The sequence below is a fragment of the Streptomyces hilarionis genome, from assembly GCF_024539675.1.
Taxonomy (GTDB): domain Bacteria; phylum Actinomycetota; class Actinomycetes; order Streptomycetales; family Streptomycetaceae; genus Streptomyces; species Streptomyces hilarionis.
The window spans coordinates 1-15,492 of sequence record NZ_JAHHIT010000044.1 but is presented as its reverse complement, the minus strand read 5'-3'; the positions used below and the strand labels follow the sequence as shown (position 1 = coordinate 15,492).

The following is a 15,492-nucleotide window of genomic DNA, read 5'->3' as shown; positions in this document are numbered from 1 at the left end:
GCACGGACCGCACGACGACGAAAGGGCCGCCACCATGGGATTCGGCTCCCGCATCGAGTCGCTGCCGCGCAGCCACGACATCGAGGAAGGTCTCACCGCCCGCGCCTTCGACGCCCTGTGGTACCTCGCCCGCCAGTGGCAGTTCGGCGAGTTCCGCGGCGACGACACGGGCTCGCCGTACATCTGCAGCGTCGAGGGGACCGCGCACCATGTGACGGCCTGGCGCTCCCACCCCGGCGACCAGCCCGGCGTCTGGCGCCCCTTCGACCCCACGACGACCCATCTGGAGGCCCTCGTCGAGGCCGAACCGGTCGACGACGTCCGCTTGGCGGCGCTGCGCCTGGAAGGCGGCAGACGCCTGCGTGCGCCGCTCGACGCCGCGGGCAGGAGCGCGGCCGCGGACGCCGTGGCGGCGGCCTGCCCCTGGGACGACGCGGGACTGCCGGCCCCACGCGGCCTGACCGCTGTCCTGCGCCGCCTGCTGCCCGACCCGCTGCGCCTCGCCGCACTGCTGTCCGACCCCGATCCCGGCGCCCGTCTCGACGCCGCGGGAGTTCCCGCACAGGATCGCGCCGCGGTGCTCGAACTGGCCGCGCCCTGGCTCGAATGGTGGGCCCCCCGAGCCGACGCCGTGGGCCTCGGGGCGGCCCAGGACCCCGACGTCGCCGGGCCGCACCAGCCCGCCCCCTGGAACATCCACCACCTCGACCACGGCTTCGACCTGGCGGCGCCGACCGCGCCCTCTCCCCTGCTGCGAGCCGCGGCGTACCGCAGCGGCCGGCTCGACTGGCCGGAGTTCGACGACACGGCGGAAGCACTCACCGGCGATCCCGGCCCCGGCGAGACCTCCGAGGTCCAGACACTGGCGATCCCCACCCCCGCCTCCTTCGCCGGGATGCCCGCCAACCGCTTCTGGGAGATGGAGGACGCCGTCGTCGACTTCGGCGAGACCGACGCCTCCGTCCTCGACCTCGGCCGGCTCATGCTCGTGCAGTTCGCCACCGTGTACGGCAATGACTGGTGCGTCGCCCCACTGCGGCTGCCCGTCGCCTCCGTCACGGAGGTCTCGCAGTTCCTCGTCGCCGACGTCTTCGGCGGCCTGGAGGCACTGAAACCGTGCAACGCCGTCGACCACAGCTGGCGCCTGTTCTCCCAGGGCGGCGCCTCGGACGAGGCGGACTCCAGCTTCTTCCTGGCGCCCGCCCTGCCGGGCTCCCTACAGGGTCCGGTCATCGAACAAGTGACCTACCTGCGCGACGAGATGGCCAACGTCGCCTGGGCCGTCGAGAATCTGGTCCCCGACAGCGCGTCGCACGCCGTCGACCGGCTCCAGGAATGGTTCGACCGCTCCGCCACCGCACCCGCACCCGCACCCGCACCCGCACCCGCACCCGCAATGCCCCTGGCCGCGCCCCGCTACCTGGTGTCGACCGACGTGCCCACCCACTGGTTCCCCCTCGTCGCCGAGCAGCTCTCCGACGGCGAGTCGATCAGGCTCCGCCTGACGGGCGTGGCCCGGCTGGTGGACGGCAGCGTGCGACCCGCCGATCCGCTCGGCAGGCTGCTCGCCGACCGGCCCGTGGCGTCCGCCGAGCCGGACGAGCGGCTGTGGCTGTACGAGGAGGACGTACCGCGCACCGGCGTGCGGGTGACCCGAGCGCCACAACTGGTCCGCGCCCATGACGGCGCCACCCGCACCTGGGTGGGGCGCAGCGTGTCGGCCGGAGCAGGGGAGGCGTCGAGCGGACTCCGCCACGACGTGCTCGCCGAACCGGAGCGGGAGGAAGGCTGAACCGGGTGGACCGGGCACCGCGAACGACCAAGTGGACGGTCACCGCAGACAGAAGAAGCAACCGCAGGAGACGGCGCCGCCGACGCCTCCGCTACGGCAGAGGCTCGCCGCGCAGCCTTCGCCCGATCTCCTCCCACCGCTCCCCCGTCATGACCCGCTGCAACGCCACGGCCAGATCGCCCAGGGTCACCACGCCGCTGTCCGGCGAGGCGAAGGGCGCGAGGTGGTTCCGCAGCTCCGGGGCGTCCTCGGCACCGGCGAGGACCGTGTCGGGGGAGGCGCCCCGGACGTCGAAGTCGGAGACGAGCAGCCCGGCCCAGGTGTGCGCCTCGGAGGCGGTGTCCCGTACACCCCGGTCACTCAGATGGCTGCGCGTCACGTTCAACTGGTCATGCGCCGAGAGGGCGAACAGCGCGTGAGGCGGGTCCTCGCCATGTTCCAGGTCGTCGCCGCTCAGCCCGAGGAAGCCGTAGCGTCCGGCGGGGTGATAGGCGTCGAGCCGCAGTCCGCTCTCCACCTCGCCGATGGCCGCGAGGTCCCAGGGCCGCAGACCCAGGTCCCCGGCGATCTCCGCCATGAACAGGAAGAACTCGTCCGGCAGTTCGCGCGTGAAGCGGGTACGCGGCGGAACGTCGAAGCGCCCGTAGACCAGCCAGGCGCAGTCGACCACGCCGTCGACGTCGGCCAGGCCGCGGAAGTGGTCGACGGCCGGTTCGCGGGTGAAGTCGAGCGCATTGGTGAAGGGCTCCCGGTGCACTCTGACCGTGCCGAAATCGTCCGTGTCGCGCGCCGACGGGAACACATACAGCGTCCGCTGGTCCGACTCCGGCTGGACCGGGTCGGGAAGGAGCACCGCCGGCTCGTCGCTCTGCGGGATCACCGACACGTGAGGAGCCTGGGACACCGTCCTGGTGGGCACGTGGACGGTCATGAAGGGACCTCCGAAGATGGGCTGGAAGGTCAGCACCGTGGGCCCCGCCGCCACGGTCATGCCGGCTCCCCTCATCCACTCGCGGATCATCTTCTCGGTGTGGCCCGGACCGAGCGTCGGAACGCGGCGCCCGCGCCTGAGGTCGAACAGCCGGTTCAGTCCGCCCACCGCGATGACGTCGTCGGACACCTGAAAGACCTGCTTGCCCGCCAGAAGCGAGGCGCCACTGTGACCGAAGGCCAGTTCCGGATAGACGTCCGGCCAGGAGACCGTCGGGTGCCACCGCTCTCCGTCCGGCCCGAAGTCCACACGGTTGAGGACCGATCCGGTGGCGAAGAACACGGAGTACTTGTCAAGGTCCATGACCGGCTCGCCTCTCCACGGTGTGTCACCGCCGCCCGCGCCACCGGGTGACCGGGGCCCGGAGCGGTCCCGCGAGGGTCGGCGCACGTGGGTCTGTTCCGCATCGACTCCGGGCGCGGCGAGCGGGAGCGGGAGCGGTGGAGCCTCAAGGTCGCGCGAACGCCGGCACATCAGGCCTTTCCAGGGTATCCGCCCCTCGCCCCCGCCGCAGGCGGGGTGCGTCGGAGGGACCGGGCCCTCGGGATGGGCGAAGGCGAGTCGTTCAGGCCGTACGCGGCGGCCCATCGCTGCGCTTCAGCGGGACGGCGCTCGCTGTCGGCCTCGCCTGCCCGCCGCCCTCGGCGCGGTGGCCGAGTTCCGGCATGCATATGATAGGTAGACCTACCTACCTACTGTGGAGTGTGATGAGCGGGACCAGCGTGAGCGCGGCGCGTCGTCGGCCGGCCCGGCAACGGCTGCTGGAGGCGGCGGCCAGGCTCTTCTACGCCGATGGGGTGGCCGCCACGGGAATCGACACGATCACGGCCGAGGCCGGCGTGGCGAAGATGAGCCTGTACAACAACTTCTCCTCCAAAGCCGACCTGGTCCGGGCCTACCTGGACGCCCGGCACGAGGAGTGGCTCGGTCTGTACCGGGCGAGGCTGGCGCGGACCGACGGCCCCCGCGAAGGGGTGTTGGCGGTCTTCGACGCCTACGCGGACCATGCGGCGTTCGCCTACGAGCACGGCTTTCGCGGGTGCGGCCTGTTGAACGCCGCCGCCGAGCTCCCGGCCGGTGACGAGGGCCGGGCGGTCGTCCGCGCCCACAAGGAAGAGGTCGAGCAGCTGATCGCCGGCCACCTCGAGCAGCTGCTGCCCGGCCGGCCCGGCGAGGCCCGTGCGGCAGCCGAGCACCTGTCCTTCCTGCTGGAGGGCGCCATGGCCCGCGCCGGCCTGGAGGGCGACGGCGAGCGCCTCCAGCACGCCCGCTCGATGGCCGCGGCGCTGCTGGACCGACGGTGACCAGCCTCGACCACGGCCGGTCCGCGGGGGTCGGCGCCCTGTGCGTGCTGGCCGCCTCCCTGCTGTGGGGTACGACCGGCACGGCCGCCACCTTGGCCCCGGACGTGGGCCCCCTGGCCATCGGCGCCGGCGCCATGGGCCTGGGCGGGCTCCTCCAAGCTCTGATCGCCGCCCCGCAGATCGCCCGCCGCACCGCCGTCCTGCGCGGGCAACGCGGCACGGTCCTGCTCGGCGCCGTCTCGGTGGCGGTCTACCCCCTGGCGTTCTACAGCTCCATGCACCTGGCCGGAGTCGCCGTCGGCACCGTCGTCTCCATCGGCACCGCCCCACTCGCCTCCGCCCTCGTCGAACGCGTCGTAGACGGCCGTCGGCTCACCCGCCGCTGGATGCTCGCGGCCACTCTGGGTCTCCTCGGCACGGTCCTGCTCTGCGTCGCCGAAGCCGCCCACGCCACCGACGCCGCCTCCACGACCGGCACACTGCTCGGCATCGGCCTGGGACTCCTCGCCGCGGCCGCCTACGCCCTGTACTCCTGGGCCGCGCACCGGCTCATCAGCCGCCGCATCCCCTCTCGTGCGGCGATGGGCGCCGTCTTCGGCATCGGCGGGCTCCTCCTGCTGCCCGTTCTCGCTCTCACGGGCGGGCCGCTCATCGCCTCCTGGACGAACGCCGCCGTGGGCGCGTACATGGCGCTCGTCCCGATGCTCGCGGGCTATGTCCTCTTCGGCTGGGGACTCGCCCACGTGGCGGCCAGCACCGCCACCGCCCTGTCCCTGCTCGAACCCGCCGTCGCCGCCGTCCTCGCCGTCCTGGTCGTCGGCGAACGGCTCCCCGCCACAGGCTGGGCAGGCATCACCCTCGTCATCGCCTGCCTCGCCGTCCTCACCACCCCCGCCCCGACCCGCCCTTCACGCGAGGGGCCACGGAACGTCGCACACCACCACGACCGTCCCGCGCACACCGCAAGCGCAGCCCAGGAGCAGTGACAGCCGTCCATGACGCGCCGACCGGCGGTGCTCGTCGCTGCCTCCGGTACTGCCGCGGTGACGCGTGGAGGGCACGACCCGAAGTCGCCGAGGCACCAGCACCAGCCATGCCAACCGTGCGGCGGAGACCACAGCGGGAAGAATTTGCTCTCTCTTGAGCTTATGCGGGAACCAATTGAGCCCGATTGGCATCAAGCGCGTATCTGTCTTCGTCCGCTCCGGCCGGACCTCGAGTGACCCGACAGACTCCCTGAACGCGCAGGAGGAACAGTGCAGCTTTCACGCAACATGCTGGGCACTCTCGTGGTGGGCGGCGCATTGACCCTGACGGTGAGTGCCCTCGCCTACCCGTCGATGCTGGGCCTGAACACCGTCTCCGCCTCGGGCGACCGCCTCATCGCCAACACCCAGTGGGGACCGTTCACCGAGAGCGACCGGGCCTTCGTCGTGGCGGTGCGCGCGGCCGGACTGTGGGAACACCCCGTCGGGCAGATCGGGCTGCAAAAGGGCCAGAGCAAAGGGGTCCTGACAGCCAGTCAGCACCTGATCGACGGGCACGCCGCGCTGGACGAGACGTGCCGGAAGATCGCGCCGATGCTGAACGTCGTCCTGCCCAACATCGCCAGTCCCCAGCAGCAGGGCTTCGTGGCCACCCTTCAGGCCGCCCAGGGCAAGCAGTTCGACGTCGACTTCGCCAACATCCTGCGCATGACGCACGGCTCGATCTTCAACACGGTGGCGAAGGTGCGCTCGACGACGAAGAACACCCTGGTGCGCGCTCTGGCCGACCAGGCCAACGACACCGTCCTGGACCACATCACGGTCATGGAGAAGACCGGCCTCGTCGACTTCGACACCACGCTGTTCACCCAGACCACGCCGCCGAAGCTGCCCAAGACCGACATGACCCCGCCGGTCCCGCCCGCCGGCCAGCCGCTGGTCGTCCTGCCCCCGCCGCCGAACGCCACCTCCACCCCCGCCGACCTGGGACCGGCCATGAACGGCCCCGCCGTCGGCGGCTAGACCGGCGCCGGGGACCCGAGCTGCTGCGGCCGCACCCGAACGCCCCAGGCCGGGGCGGGTGCGTGCCGGTGAGTGCTCAGCCGTCATCGAGCGGCTGAAGGTACACCTCGTCCACGAAGCACCAGGCCCACTCGTCGCCGTCCTCGACGGAGCGCATCAGCGGATGTCCGCTGGCCTCGAAGTGCGCCGTGGCATGACCGTGACGTGAGCTGTCGCAACAGCCCACGTGTCCGCAGGTGAGGCACGCTCGCAGGGCGACCCAGTCGTGACCGAGAGCCACGCACTGCCTGCATACGTCGCTCAGCGGCGCGTGCTCCGGTTCGGGGGTCTCGATGTGCGCGCATGCACGCCCGTCCGGCCGGCCGCCATCGGGGCGCAGGGTCCACTTGACCATGAGGTCTCCTCCTTCGTCGGCTTGCGCTCACGGCTGCCCTGCCGATACTTCGGTCCCTACCGGGCTGTCGGATGCGAGCGCTCGCAGGGCGGACATGCGGGCGTCCCCGCCCCTTGCCGCGGACAGGCGGGTCTGGTTTCGTACCGTGCTACAAGTTCGCGATCACGCAGACACGGGGAGACACGAGCGGCGTGGGCCGGGAAACACAGGCGCGGACCGGGGACTCCCTGCCGGAAGGGCTCGGCCGGTCGATACGGGAGACCTCCCGTGCCATCGCCGCGCTCCTGGACGGCGCGACGGACATGACCGCTCCTGTACCGGGGCTGGAGTGGACCGTCGGCGAGACGGCCGCCCACCTGGCACTGGCCAACGCCCTGATGGCCGATGTCGCGTCCGGCCAGGAACGTTCCTACGGAGACGGCACGCCGCAGAGTCTCGCGGCGGCCAACGCACGGAGTCTCGTCGAGTTCTCCGAGCGCACGGCGGAGCCGCTGGCCGCGATGATCGTGGAGCAGGCCGACGCGTTCCTGGACGCGGTGGACCGAGCCGTGGCGGACGGAACCGCGGGCCGGACGCTCCTGACCCCGCTCGGTCCCATGGACCACGGCATCCTCGCCTCGTACCTGCTGACCCACATGCTGGGCCACGGTTACGACCTCGCCCGCGCCCTGCGCCGGCCGCACATGATCGACGAGATGCGGGTCGCCCTGTGCCTGCCGTTCCTGAAGACGGCGATGCCGCGCGTCGCCGCGGCCTCCGCCTCCACGCTGACGGCTCGATACACCCTGCGCGTCCGGGGCGGCGCACCCTTCGGTGTCACGTTCGGCAACGGCACGGTCGAGGTGCTGCCCGAACCGCCGGAGCGATCGGACTGCACCATCCTCACCCAGCCGGTCGCCTTCCTCCTCCTCGCGCTGGGACGCCTGGGCCCGTTGCAGGCCATGGCACGCGGAGGCGTCCTCGCCTGGGGCCGCAAACCCTGGCTCGCCCCCCGCTTCCCCACCCTGTTCGACGCACCCTGACCTGGCGAGCCTCGACCCGACGTGCCTTGATGGATCCGGTGCCGAGATCGTCCGCGGAGCCATGGCGGTGTTCGCCGGCTGCGCGGTGAGATGCCATGACTGTGACAGGTCCGCTTGTCCCAGTGATACTGCTTCGCCTGCTGTTCGGGCTGCCCGCCCGGGAACGGCGGCCTTGCTGGAGGTGAGGTGACGCATGGACATCGAGCTGACGTACGACATGCTCGGGAACCGGTTACGGAAGATCGGTGACGCCACGATCGCCTACGACCAGTTGGGCAACCGGCCTTGCACCCTTGGCACGTGGGCACTCGAGTACGACCGGCTGGGGACGCGTCTGCGCAGGGTGGGCGACGTCCAGATCACGTACAGCAGATGGGCCGGCCTGCCTCTCACCGTCGGCCGGTGGAGCTGTGAGCACAGCAAGCTCGCCTCGCGCCTGCTGCGCATCGGCCCCTACGAGCTGGGATACGACCACCTCGGCAGCCGAGTACGTGCGATCGGCGCTCTGGAGATCTTCTACGACCGGCTCGGGTCCCGCCCCCATCGGGTCAGACTGTCGGGCGAGGTTGTGTCGCTGTCCGACGACCTCCTCCTGGCGCTCTTCCTCGTTCTGCACTGGCAGGAGCAAGCGTCGAGTGCGGCGTCTCGGCGAGAGTGAGTCGGCGCCGGACACAGCTCTCGGTATGGCCATCCGTTCGATGACGCGGGCTCAGGCGCCTCATGTGTTGGGGCAGCAGGGTCACGGGCACGCACTGTCGTGCGCGGTGGGATCGGCCGGGACCCGCACGTCGTCCCGTGGTACTTCTTCTTCCCTGAGCGGTACGGCTGGTCGGCGACGATGCCGTCGATCGGCACCACCGTGCCGTCGAGGATTCTGCAGCTGTTCGTGGGGTGTCGCAGCATGTCGTCCATGGTGCGTACCGCATCCGTACGCCATCCATCAGAGCCCGAAGAGGAATACCTTCACGATGAAGTGGATAATAACGGCCGCTTTGTTCGATATCGCCTATCCCCCCACCTTGCGCATCGCGGCAAGCTTTGAGGGCACCGAAGAAGAAGCACGCTTCAGGTTTCGAGAACTACTGAACTCATACGACGGGGAGGCCAGAAAGGTGACGAGCCGCGAAGTGTTCAAATTCTCGGACAATCAATACCTTGTACGCGTCAAGGGTCGTACCAAGGAGTTCGCATACATGATGCAACTCGGAGAACAGGTCGTCGACACCCGGGATCCCGAGCTTCCGGACTCGGTCGGGTGACCGGACGGACCCACGTTCGGAAGGCAGGACCGGAAGTGCTGCGTCTTCTGGTCCTGCCCGACCGGTGTCGTCGTCGGTGAGAAGCCACCACCCGCTCGTACGCCCGTTGTTCGAGTACAGCTCACCGGCGGTGTAGCAGGAGAAGTAGCTGCGCCCCCGGTACAGCGTGCTTTCCCCTCTCCTGATGGTCCGGAGTCGTGTCGACGGCCCGAGGAGTGACTCCCATAGCGGTGCGACTCGGAAACTTCCTGATCGACTGCATGCAGACCGCTCTTCGTTTCTGGTCCCCATCGGGGCGGGCTGTCGTCAATTCAGCCCCTCACGACTGTTCGCACGCTGCCGCAGATGCCACACCTGCCGCGCGCGCCTCGCGCCGATGCGAGCCTCAGAGTGCTCCCGCTCGTATGTCCATGACGCCGCCGACGTCCTGCTGATGACGAGCGAACCCCGTGCGCTCTTCGAGGCAGCCGGGCAGGCCCTCCGCGCCGTTCACACGCGAGGCCGGTTCAGCAGCCGTGACAGCACGATGGCGCTCTCGGTCCGCTCGACGGGAGCGGTGGCGCGCACGCGCTGGATGGCCTGTTCCAGGTGGTGGATGTCTCTGGCGAGCATGTGGACGACCGCGTCGGCGGCGCCGGAGACGGTGCACGCTTCGACGACCTCGGGGATGCCCGTCAGGGCCTGGCACAGTTCGGCCGGTGTGGGATTGCCGGTGCAGTAGACCTCGACGAAAGCCTCGGTATGCCAGGCCAGCGCCTGAGGGTCGACGAGGGCGGTGAATCCGCGGATCGCGCCGGTGGCCACCAGGCGGTCCAGACGCCGCTTGGCGGCCGGCGCGGACAGCCCGGCCGCCTTGCCGATCTGGGTGTACGTCGCACGTGCGTCGTGCAGCACGCAGCGGATGATCGCTTCGTCGATGGCGTCCATGACCTCACTCCAGACGTCGGAGCCCGTGGGGTGACGCAAGAAAAAGCCATGGGCCCGCCGACATTGCAAGAAAACGACAGCAGGCAGCAGCAAATGGCGATTGTTTGCGTTGCCCGCCGACCATAGTCTCCGGCTTGACCTGATGTCATGTGACGGGAGCGGTGTGGAGATGACAGCGAGCCTGAGCGATGTCGAGGCCTCGGCACTGGCCGCGGTGGACGAGGCGGCCATCGCCCGGTTGCTGCTGGAACTTCTCGCCGTCCCGAGCGTGACGGGGAGCGCCGCGGAGTCCGAGCTCCAGCACGTCCTGGCCCGGCGCCTGGAGCGGATGGACCTCGATGTCGACCTGTGGTCCATGGATCTGCCCGAACTGCGCGCCCATCCCGGTTTCCCCGGCAGCGAGGCCCCGCGCACGGAGGCATGGGGACTGGTGGGCGCCACGCCGCCCCAGGACGACGGGCCGACCCTGGTCCTCCAGGGGCACGTCGACGTCGTCCCTCCCGGTGACCTGGCGCGTTGGGAGGGCGACCCCTTCCGCCCCCGGGTCGTCGGGGACGTGGTGCACGCACGAGGAGCGTGCGACATGAAGGCGGGCCTGGTGGCGATATGCGCCGCCCTGGCGGCGATACGGGAGGCGGGCGCAAGACTGCGCGGCCAGGTGTCCGCGCACTGCGTGGTGGGCGAGGAGGACGGCGGACTCGGCGCGTTCGGCACTCTGCGACGCGGCCACACCGGTGACGCCTGCGTCATCACCGAACCGACCGGCGGCGCGCTCATGACGGCGAACGCCGGCGCCCTCACCTTTCGCATCGAAGTGCCCGGCCGGGCCACCCACGGCAGCACCCGATACGCGGGAGTGAGCGCCATCGACGCCTACCTGCCCGTCCACCGTGCGCTCGCCCGTCTGGAAGCCCGCCGCAACGCGGACGCCGACCCGCTCATGTCCGAATACCCCATCCCCTACCCGCTGTCCGTGGGCACGGTCCACTCCGGCGACTGGGCCAGCAGCGTGCCCGACCTGCTGGTGGCCGAAGGAAGACTGGGCGTCCGGCTGGGCGAGGATCCGGCCCGGGCGCGTGCCGATCTGGAAGCGTGCGTGGCCGAGGCCTGCGCGGCCGACCCCTGGCTGCGCTCCCACCCCGCCACGGTGACGTGGCCCGGCGGCCGGTTCGCCAGCGGACGCCTGCCCGCGGGGCATCCGTTGGCGGCCCGGGTCGGCGAGGCGCACGCCGACGTCACCAACGGCCCCCGGCCTGTCGAGCGAGGCGCCCCGTACGGCAGTGACCTGCGGCTGTACGCCGGGGCGGGCATCCCCACCCTCCAGTACGGCCCCGGCGACGTACGCCTCGCACACGGTCCCCAGGAACAGGTCCGCGTCAGCGAAGTCGTCACCGTCACCCGGCCACTGGTGCTCGCCACACTGCGCACGGTCGGCACCAGGTAGCAGCCGCCCCCGCGGCTCCGGCGTCAGGCAACTCGGTTGTCCGGGGACCCACTGCCGGGTTTCGCGACGGCGATCTTCAGACGCCTGCTGCCGCGGTCCGTCACCCTCGGATGCCCGGTGCGCCGGTACATTCCGGCGATGGCCGCGCACTGAAGTGCCATGGCCAGCGCCATCGCGAGACAGATCCCGGGCAGCCCCGCATCCGACAGGCCGTAGGCGAGCGCGAGTTGGAGGGTCACACCGCACACCGTGATCCGCGCGAGGGCAGGGCTGCCACCACTGCCCTCGAACACCCCGCCGAGCGCGATGAAGCAAGCGAGAAGCACCAAGTACGGCCCCAGGCACCGCAGATAGAGCGCCCCCGCCTCGGCCACCGCTCCCTCGCTGCCGAACGCCCGCATGATCCATGGCCCGGCCGCGAGGAGTACCAGCGCAGCCGTGAACGCCAGCGATCCGGCGAGGAGCACCACCTGCCGTCCGATGACCCGTCGCTCGTCGCGCCCGGCGCCGAGCAGATGGGCGGTGCGGATGGCCGCAGCCTGGCGCACCGCGTAGAAAGCCATGGTCGCGACGTACATGGCCTTCGTCGCGATGCCGTACGCGGCGACCTCGCTGACGCCGATCCGGGCGACGACGGCGACGAGCGCGAGCGCCCCCGCCATGCGGGCGACGAAGTCGGCCGACATGGGAAGCCCGGTCGCGGCGGTCCTGCGCACATCGGCGCCGAGCGAACCGGTGCGGTCCAGGGCCGCCTGGGCTGCCCGCCGCAGTACGTCGTTGCGGTGCAGCGCCGCGAGGCCGCAGACGAGCGCGCCCGTCCGGCCCAGCACGGTGGCGATCGCCGCCCCACGCACGTCGAGGTCGCATCCGAGGATGAGCAGGGGATCCAGCCCGAGAATCAGACCGTTCGCGAGGAGCGCCAGCTTCATCGGGGTGCGGGTGTCGCCCGCGCCCTTGAGGATGCCGTCCACGACGTTGGTGGCGAAGAACACCGCGATTCCTGGCAATGCGATCGCGAAATAGCCGGTGACGAGGGGCAGCGAGTCGCTGCTGCCGCCGCCGAGCACGAGGTGGCCGAGCGGTTCACGGCACAGGTATCCGCCGAGGGCGACCACCGGCGTGACGAGTGCCCACAGGGCCCATCCGCCGCGCACCGCGGAACGCATCGCCGCCCGGTCCCCCGCTCCTCTGGCTCGCGCGACGAGCACGGTCGTGCCCGAGCCGGCGACGAGGATGACGCCGAGCAGCAGGTTCTCGACGTTCGTGGCGACAGCCACCGCAGCGACAGCGCTGCCGCCGAGCCGGGCCACCCAGACCATGTTGACGATCCCGGCCGTGACCCCCGCGAGCAGTTCGCAGTACACCGGATACGCGAGCGACACCAGCCTGCGTCGGTGCTCCGCTGCCTCCATGGACGATCCCCCTCTTTTCGCTGTACCTCGAATCGAGGTACAGCGAAAAGAGATAGCATGACGGCACGGGACGGGCAAGACCGCGGAGAGGCACCGGGCCGACGGTCACAGGAAGGAGCCGGGGGCATGCTGGAGTTGTCGATTCTGGGTTTCCTCTTCGCGGAGCCTCTGCACGGATACGAGGTGAAAGCCCGCATCCAGGGCCTCAGCGGCCACATCCGCCCGGTGAGCGACGGAGCGCTCTATCCGGCTGTCTCCAGGCTGGTGAAAGCGGGTCTGATCGAGCAGCACACCGAGCCGGGAAGCGGCGCCGCGCCCCGCCGCGTCCTGTCCCTCACCGAAGCGGGCCGGACCGAACTGCTGGCGCGGCTGCGGCACCCCAAGGAGGCCGAAATCACCGACGGGCAGCGCTTCTTCACGCTGCTCGCCTTCCTGCACCACCTCCCGGACCGCGCGGAGCAGGCGGCGGTGCTGCGCCGGCGGCAGGCCTTCCTCGACGTCCCGGCGAGCTTCTTCTACCGCGAGGGCGAGCCCGTGCGAGCCGAGGAAGCGCCCAGCATCTTCCAGCAGGGCATGCTGCGCATCGCTCGCGCCACCGGCGCCGAGGAGAAGAAGTGGCTGGCCGAGGCCATCGGCAGCCTGGAGGACTGACTCCCCGCCCGGCCTCTCCCCTTACCTCCCCTCTCCTCTCCCGTCACCTCCCCTCTCCTCTCCCGCCGTCACTGCCGCAGGCGGGACGCTGCCGCCACGACACGGTCCCGTTCCGACGTGGTGAACAGGCCCTGGGCGACCCAGGCGCCGGCGAGCGCGCGCACCGCGGCGGTGAACCGGGCCGACGTCGTGAACGGCGCCTGCTGCCAGAGGACGTCGAGGAAGGTCAGGCCGTCGCCGCGGGCGCGGTTGGCGACGCCTGAGTCCGTCCCGCCGAACACCACGGACGGCTCCGCCCGGCGGAAGTAGGCGTGATAGCGGGCGTCGTCCGCCAGGTGGAACGGGGCCAGGGTCAGGCCGTGCGTGGTGAAGTGCAGCGGTCTGCCCTCCGGCCGGACGCAGTCGGCCAGGTCGCCGCGGAGCCTGAAATCCTTGTAGAACGAGAACTCCCGCAGTGTGCTCGCCTCGCTGCGGGCGACCAGCAGGACGGGCCCGTAGAAGAGCGACTGCACGCTCGGGTCGTCGGGGGTGCGCTCGACGCGCAGCCGGTAGGGAGCGGAGACGGTGACCCGGTCGCCGCGCTGCCACGTCCGGCTCAGGGTGAGGTGGCTGCCGGGCGTCGCCCGGACCGTTTGCACGACCCCGTTGACGCCGACGGTGAAGCCCGCCGTCGCCCAGGAGGGGACCAGCAGACGCAGGTCGAAGCTGCCGCCGCCCTCGCGGAAGGTCAGGGTGCGCACTCCCTCGGCCGGATAGGGACTGCTCTGCTCGATGACGAGCCCCCGCTCCGGCCAGCGCAGAGTCGACGCGAGGGCGAGATTGACGTACAGCGCGTCGCCCGCGGCGGAGCGGAAGAAGACGGAGTCCTGGTACTTGGTGTGGTTCTCCATGCCGGTGCCGCCGCAGCAGGTGCCGATGTTGTCGTACTCGCGCACCGCGCCGGGGCCCATGCCGACGAAGTAGGTGACCTCCGGGCTGTCCTGGCTGGGGGCGTCCCGGCGCGAGGCCAGGATGTGGTTGGTCAGGGCCCGCTCGTAGTAGTCCATGTAGGCGGGATCCGGCGTGCGGAAGAACAACTGCCGGCTCAGCTTGAGCATGTTGTGGGTGGCGCAGGTCTCGGCGTTGTCCTGGCCCAGAGTGGCCGCGACGGCGCCTCGGGCCTTGAACAACTCGCCTTTGCCCGTGCCTCCCGAAGCGTAGGTCCGGGGACCCACGACCATGGCCCAGAAGTTGCGGGCCGCGGCCGCGTACTCCTCCTCGCCGGTGTGGTCGGACAGCCGCGCGTAACCGGTGAACTGGGGGATGTGCTGGTTGGCGTGCCGGCCCTCCAGCAGGTCGCGGTCGGCGGCGCAGGCGTCCAGGAGCGGGGTGTTGTCGAAGCACCGGGCCGCCGCCAGATGCTCCTCGCGTCCGGTGAGCGTGTACAGGTCGGCCAGGACCTCGTTCATGCCGCCGTACTCGCCGGCGATGTAGATCGACCACATGCGATCCAGCTGCGCCTTCGGCAGCCGGCCGAGGCGGCTGTGCACCCAGTCGCCCATCGCCGACGCGATGACGAGCGCCTGCGCGTTGCCGCCCAGCGTGTGTGCGTCGAGGAGCCCTCGCAGGATCTTGTGGCAGGTGTAGTAGGGCGCCCAGATGGTGGGGTAGGTCGCGTAGCTCTCCAGCAGGATGAACTGCGTCTCCGGGTACGCCGCGAGGTAGCCGGGATGGCTCGGCTTCGGCGATCCGTGGTCGGCCGTCGCCCGCTGGCACTCGCCGAGCGAGGCGACGAGATCGTCGAGTTTGGCTTTGAGCGCGGCCTCCCGCGTGTCGGCGTACGCCTGCGAGACGAGGGTGAGGAAGTGGCCGCCGAAGTGGCCGCGCAGGTTGCCGTCGGCGGTCTCCCAGCCGCCCGGCGGCCGGGCGCCTCGGGTGTCGAGTCCGGCGTTGGCCCGGAAGACCGCCAGGATGCGGTCGGCGGGATAGACCCTGGCGAAGTCGAGCATGAGGTCGCGCTTGCGGCGGAAGACGCCGTCGCCGAGGCTGACCTGGCCGAGGGGGAAGGGCTGCACCGCCCAGGTCGAGGGGACGGCCGCGGAGCCCGCGGACGCGACGGCGGGTTCCGCGGCCGCGGACCGGTGGGTGGACGCGTTCGCGGGCCGGGCCGCAGCCGAGGTCGCGTGCAGGAGCGGCGCGGCGGCCGCGGTCCCGGCGGCCAGCCTCAACAGGCCTCGACGGGTGGGAGGTTGGAACATGCTCGGACTCCGTTCGTGGGGGCGGTGCCGGGCGGTGCGGGGCGCTGGGG

14 protein-coding genes are annotated in these 15,492 nt (G+C 71.0%); 9 read left to right on the top strand and 5 right to left on the bottom strand.

The features are described 5' to 3' along the window. Nucleotides 1-34: 34 nt before the first annotated feature. Nucleotides 35-1,792, top strand: a complete 1,758-nt coding sequence (locus tag KMS84_RS10195; RefSeq protein WP_256915787.1) for a hypothetical protein — start codon at nt 35-37, stop codon at nt 1,790-1,792. Between the two features lie 91 nt (nt 1,793-1,883). On the opposite strand, the gene KMS84_RS10190 is transcribed toward KMS84_RS10195, so the two are convergent. Then, nucleotides 1,884-3,086, bottom strand: coding sequence for a hypothetical protein (locus KMS84_RS10190; protein ID WP_256915786.1), 1,203 nt, complete (start codon nt 3,084-3,086; stop codon nt 1,884-1,886). A gap of 404 nt (nt 3,087-3,490) precedes the next feature. On the opposite strand from KMS84_RS10190, the gene KMS84_RS10185 reads away from it, so the two are divergent. The 3 genes from KMS84_RS10185 to KMS84_RS10175 all read left to right on the top strand — a co-directional run bounded on the left by KMS84_RS10185 (nt 3,491) and on the right by KMS84_RS10175 (nt 6,096). Next, nucleotides 3,491-4,087 carry a TetR/AcrR family transcriptional regulator gene (locus KMS84_RS10185; RefSeq protein WP_256915785.1) on the top strand — a complete coding sequence of 199 codons (597 nt, stop codon included), beginning with the start codon at nt 3,491-3,493 and terminating at the stop codon, nt 4,085-4,087. After that, complete coding sequence (locus tag KMS84_RS10180) at nt 4,084-5,073, top strand: DMT family transporter (RefSeq protein ID WP_438818919.1); 990 nt, start codon at nt 4,084-4,086, stop codon at nt 5,071-5,073. The genes KMS84_RS10185 and KMS84_RS10180 overlap by 4 nt, the downstream gene beginning before the upstream one ends. 306 nt (nt 5,074-5,379) lie before the next feature. Beyond that, nucleotides 5,380-6,096 (top strand): DUF4142 domain-containing protein, encoded by a 717-nt coding sequence (locus tag KMS84_RS10175; RefSeq protein ID WP_256915855.1) that lies wholly within the window; start codon nt 5,380-5,382, stop codon nt 6,094-6,096. A gap of 76 nt (nt 6,097-6,172) precedes the next feature. Here KMS84_RS10175 and KMS84_RS10170 read toward each other — a convergent pair whose 3' ends face one another. Beyond that, entirely contained in the window at nt 6,173-6,490 is a 318-nt protein-coding gene (locus tag KMS84_RS10170) for a UBP-type zinc finger domain-containing protein (protein WP_256915784.1), read from the bottom strand. Between the two features lie 191 nt (nt 6,491-6,681). Here KMS84_RS10170 and KMS84_RS10165 point away from each other — a divergent pair, with 191 nt between their 5' ends. From KMS84_RS10165 to KMS84_RS10155, 3 genes are all read left to right on the top strand, one after another. Then, nucleotides 6,682-7,512 carry a maleylpyruvate isomerase family mycothiol-dependent enzyme gene (locus KMS84_RS10165; RefSeq protein ID WP_256915783.1) on the top strand — a complete coding sequence of 277 codons (831 nt, stop codon included), beginning with the start codon at nt 6,682-6,684 and terminating at the stop codon, nt 7,510-7,512. Between the two features lie 193 nt (nt 7,513-7,705). Further along, the gene (locus KMS84_RS10160) at nt 7,706-8,170 is read left to right on the top strand and encodes a hypothetical protein (RefSeq protein ID WP_256915782.1); all 465 of its coding nucleotides are present in this window, start codon (nt 7,706-7,708) and stop codon (nt 8,168-8,170) included. Nucleotides 8,171-8,480: 310 nt separating this feature from the next. Continuing rightward, the gene (locus KMS84_RS10155; RefSeq protein ID WP_256915781.1) at nt 8,481-8,771 is read left to right on the top strand and encodes a hypothetical protein; all 291 of its coding nucleotides are present in this window, start codon (nt 8,481-8,483) and stop codon (nt 8,769-8,771) included. Between the two features lie 489 nt (nt 8,772-9,260). On the opposite strand, the gene KMS84_RS10150 is transcribed toward KMS84_RS10155, so the two are convergent. Continuing rightward, nucleotides 9,261-9,698, bottom strand: a complete 438-nt coding sequence (locus KMS84_RS10150) for an Lrp/AsnC family transcriptional regulator (protein ID WP_256915780.1) — start codon at nt 9,696-9,698, stop codon at nt 9,261-9,263. Nucleotides 9,699-9,867: 169 nt separating this feature from the next. Here KMS84_RS10150 and KMS84_RS10145 point away from each other — a divergent pair, with 169 nt between their 5' ends. After that, nucleotides 9,868-11,142 carry an ArgE/DapE family deacylase gene (locus KMS84_RS10145; protein WP_256915779.1) on the top strand — a complete coding sequence of 425 codons (1,275 nt, stop codon included), beginning with the start codon at nt 9,868-9,870 and terminating at the stop codon, nt 11,140-11,142. Between the two features lie 23 nt (nt 11,143-11,165). Here the strand turns inward: KMS84_RS10145 and KMS84_RS10140 are convergent, their stop codons facing one another. Continuing rightward, nucleotides 11,166-12,554, bottom strand: a complete 1,389-nt coding sequence (locus KMS84_RS10140; protein WP_256915778.1) for an MATE family efflux transporter — start codon at nt 12,552-12,554, stop codon at nt 11,166-11,168. 126 nt (nt 12,555-12,680) lie between these two features. Between KMS84_RS10140 and KMS84_RS10135 the strand changes: the two genes are divergently transcribed. Then, entirely contained in the window at nt 12,681-13,205 is a 525-nt protein-coding gene (locus KMS84_RS10135; protein ID WP_256915777.1) for a PadR family transcriptional regulator, read from the top strand. A 68-nt stretch (nt 13,206-13,273) separates the two neighbouring features. Here the strand turns inward: KMS84_RS10135 and KMS84_RS10130 are convergent, their stop codons facing one another. Beyond that, the gene (locus KMS84_RS10130) at nt 13,274-15,442 is read right to left on the bottom strand and encodes a glycoside hydrolase family 127 protein (protein WP_256915776.1); all 2,169 of its coding nucleotides are present in this window, start codon (nt 15,440-15,442) and stop codon (nt 13,274-13,276) included. Nucleotides 15,443-15,492: the final 50 nt, after the last annotated feature.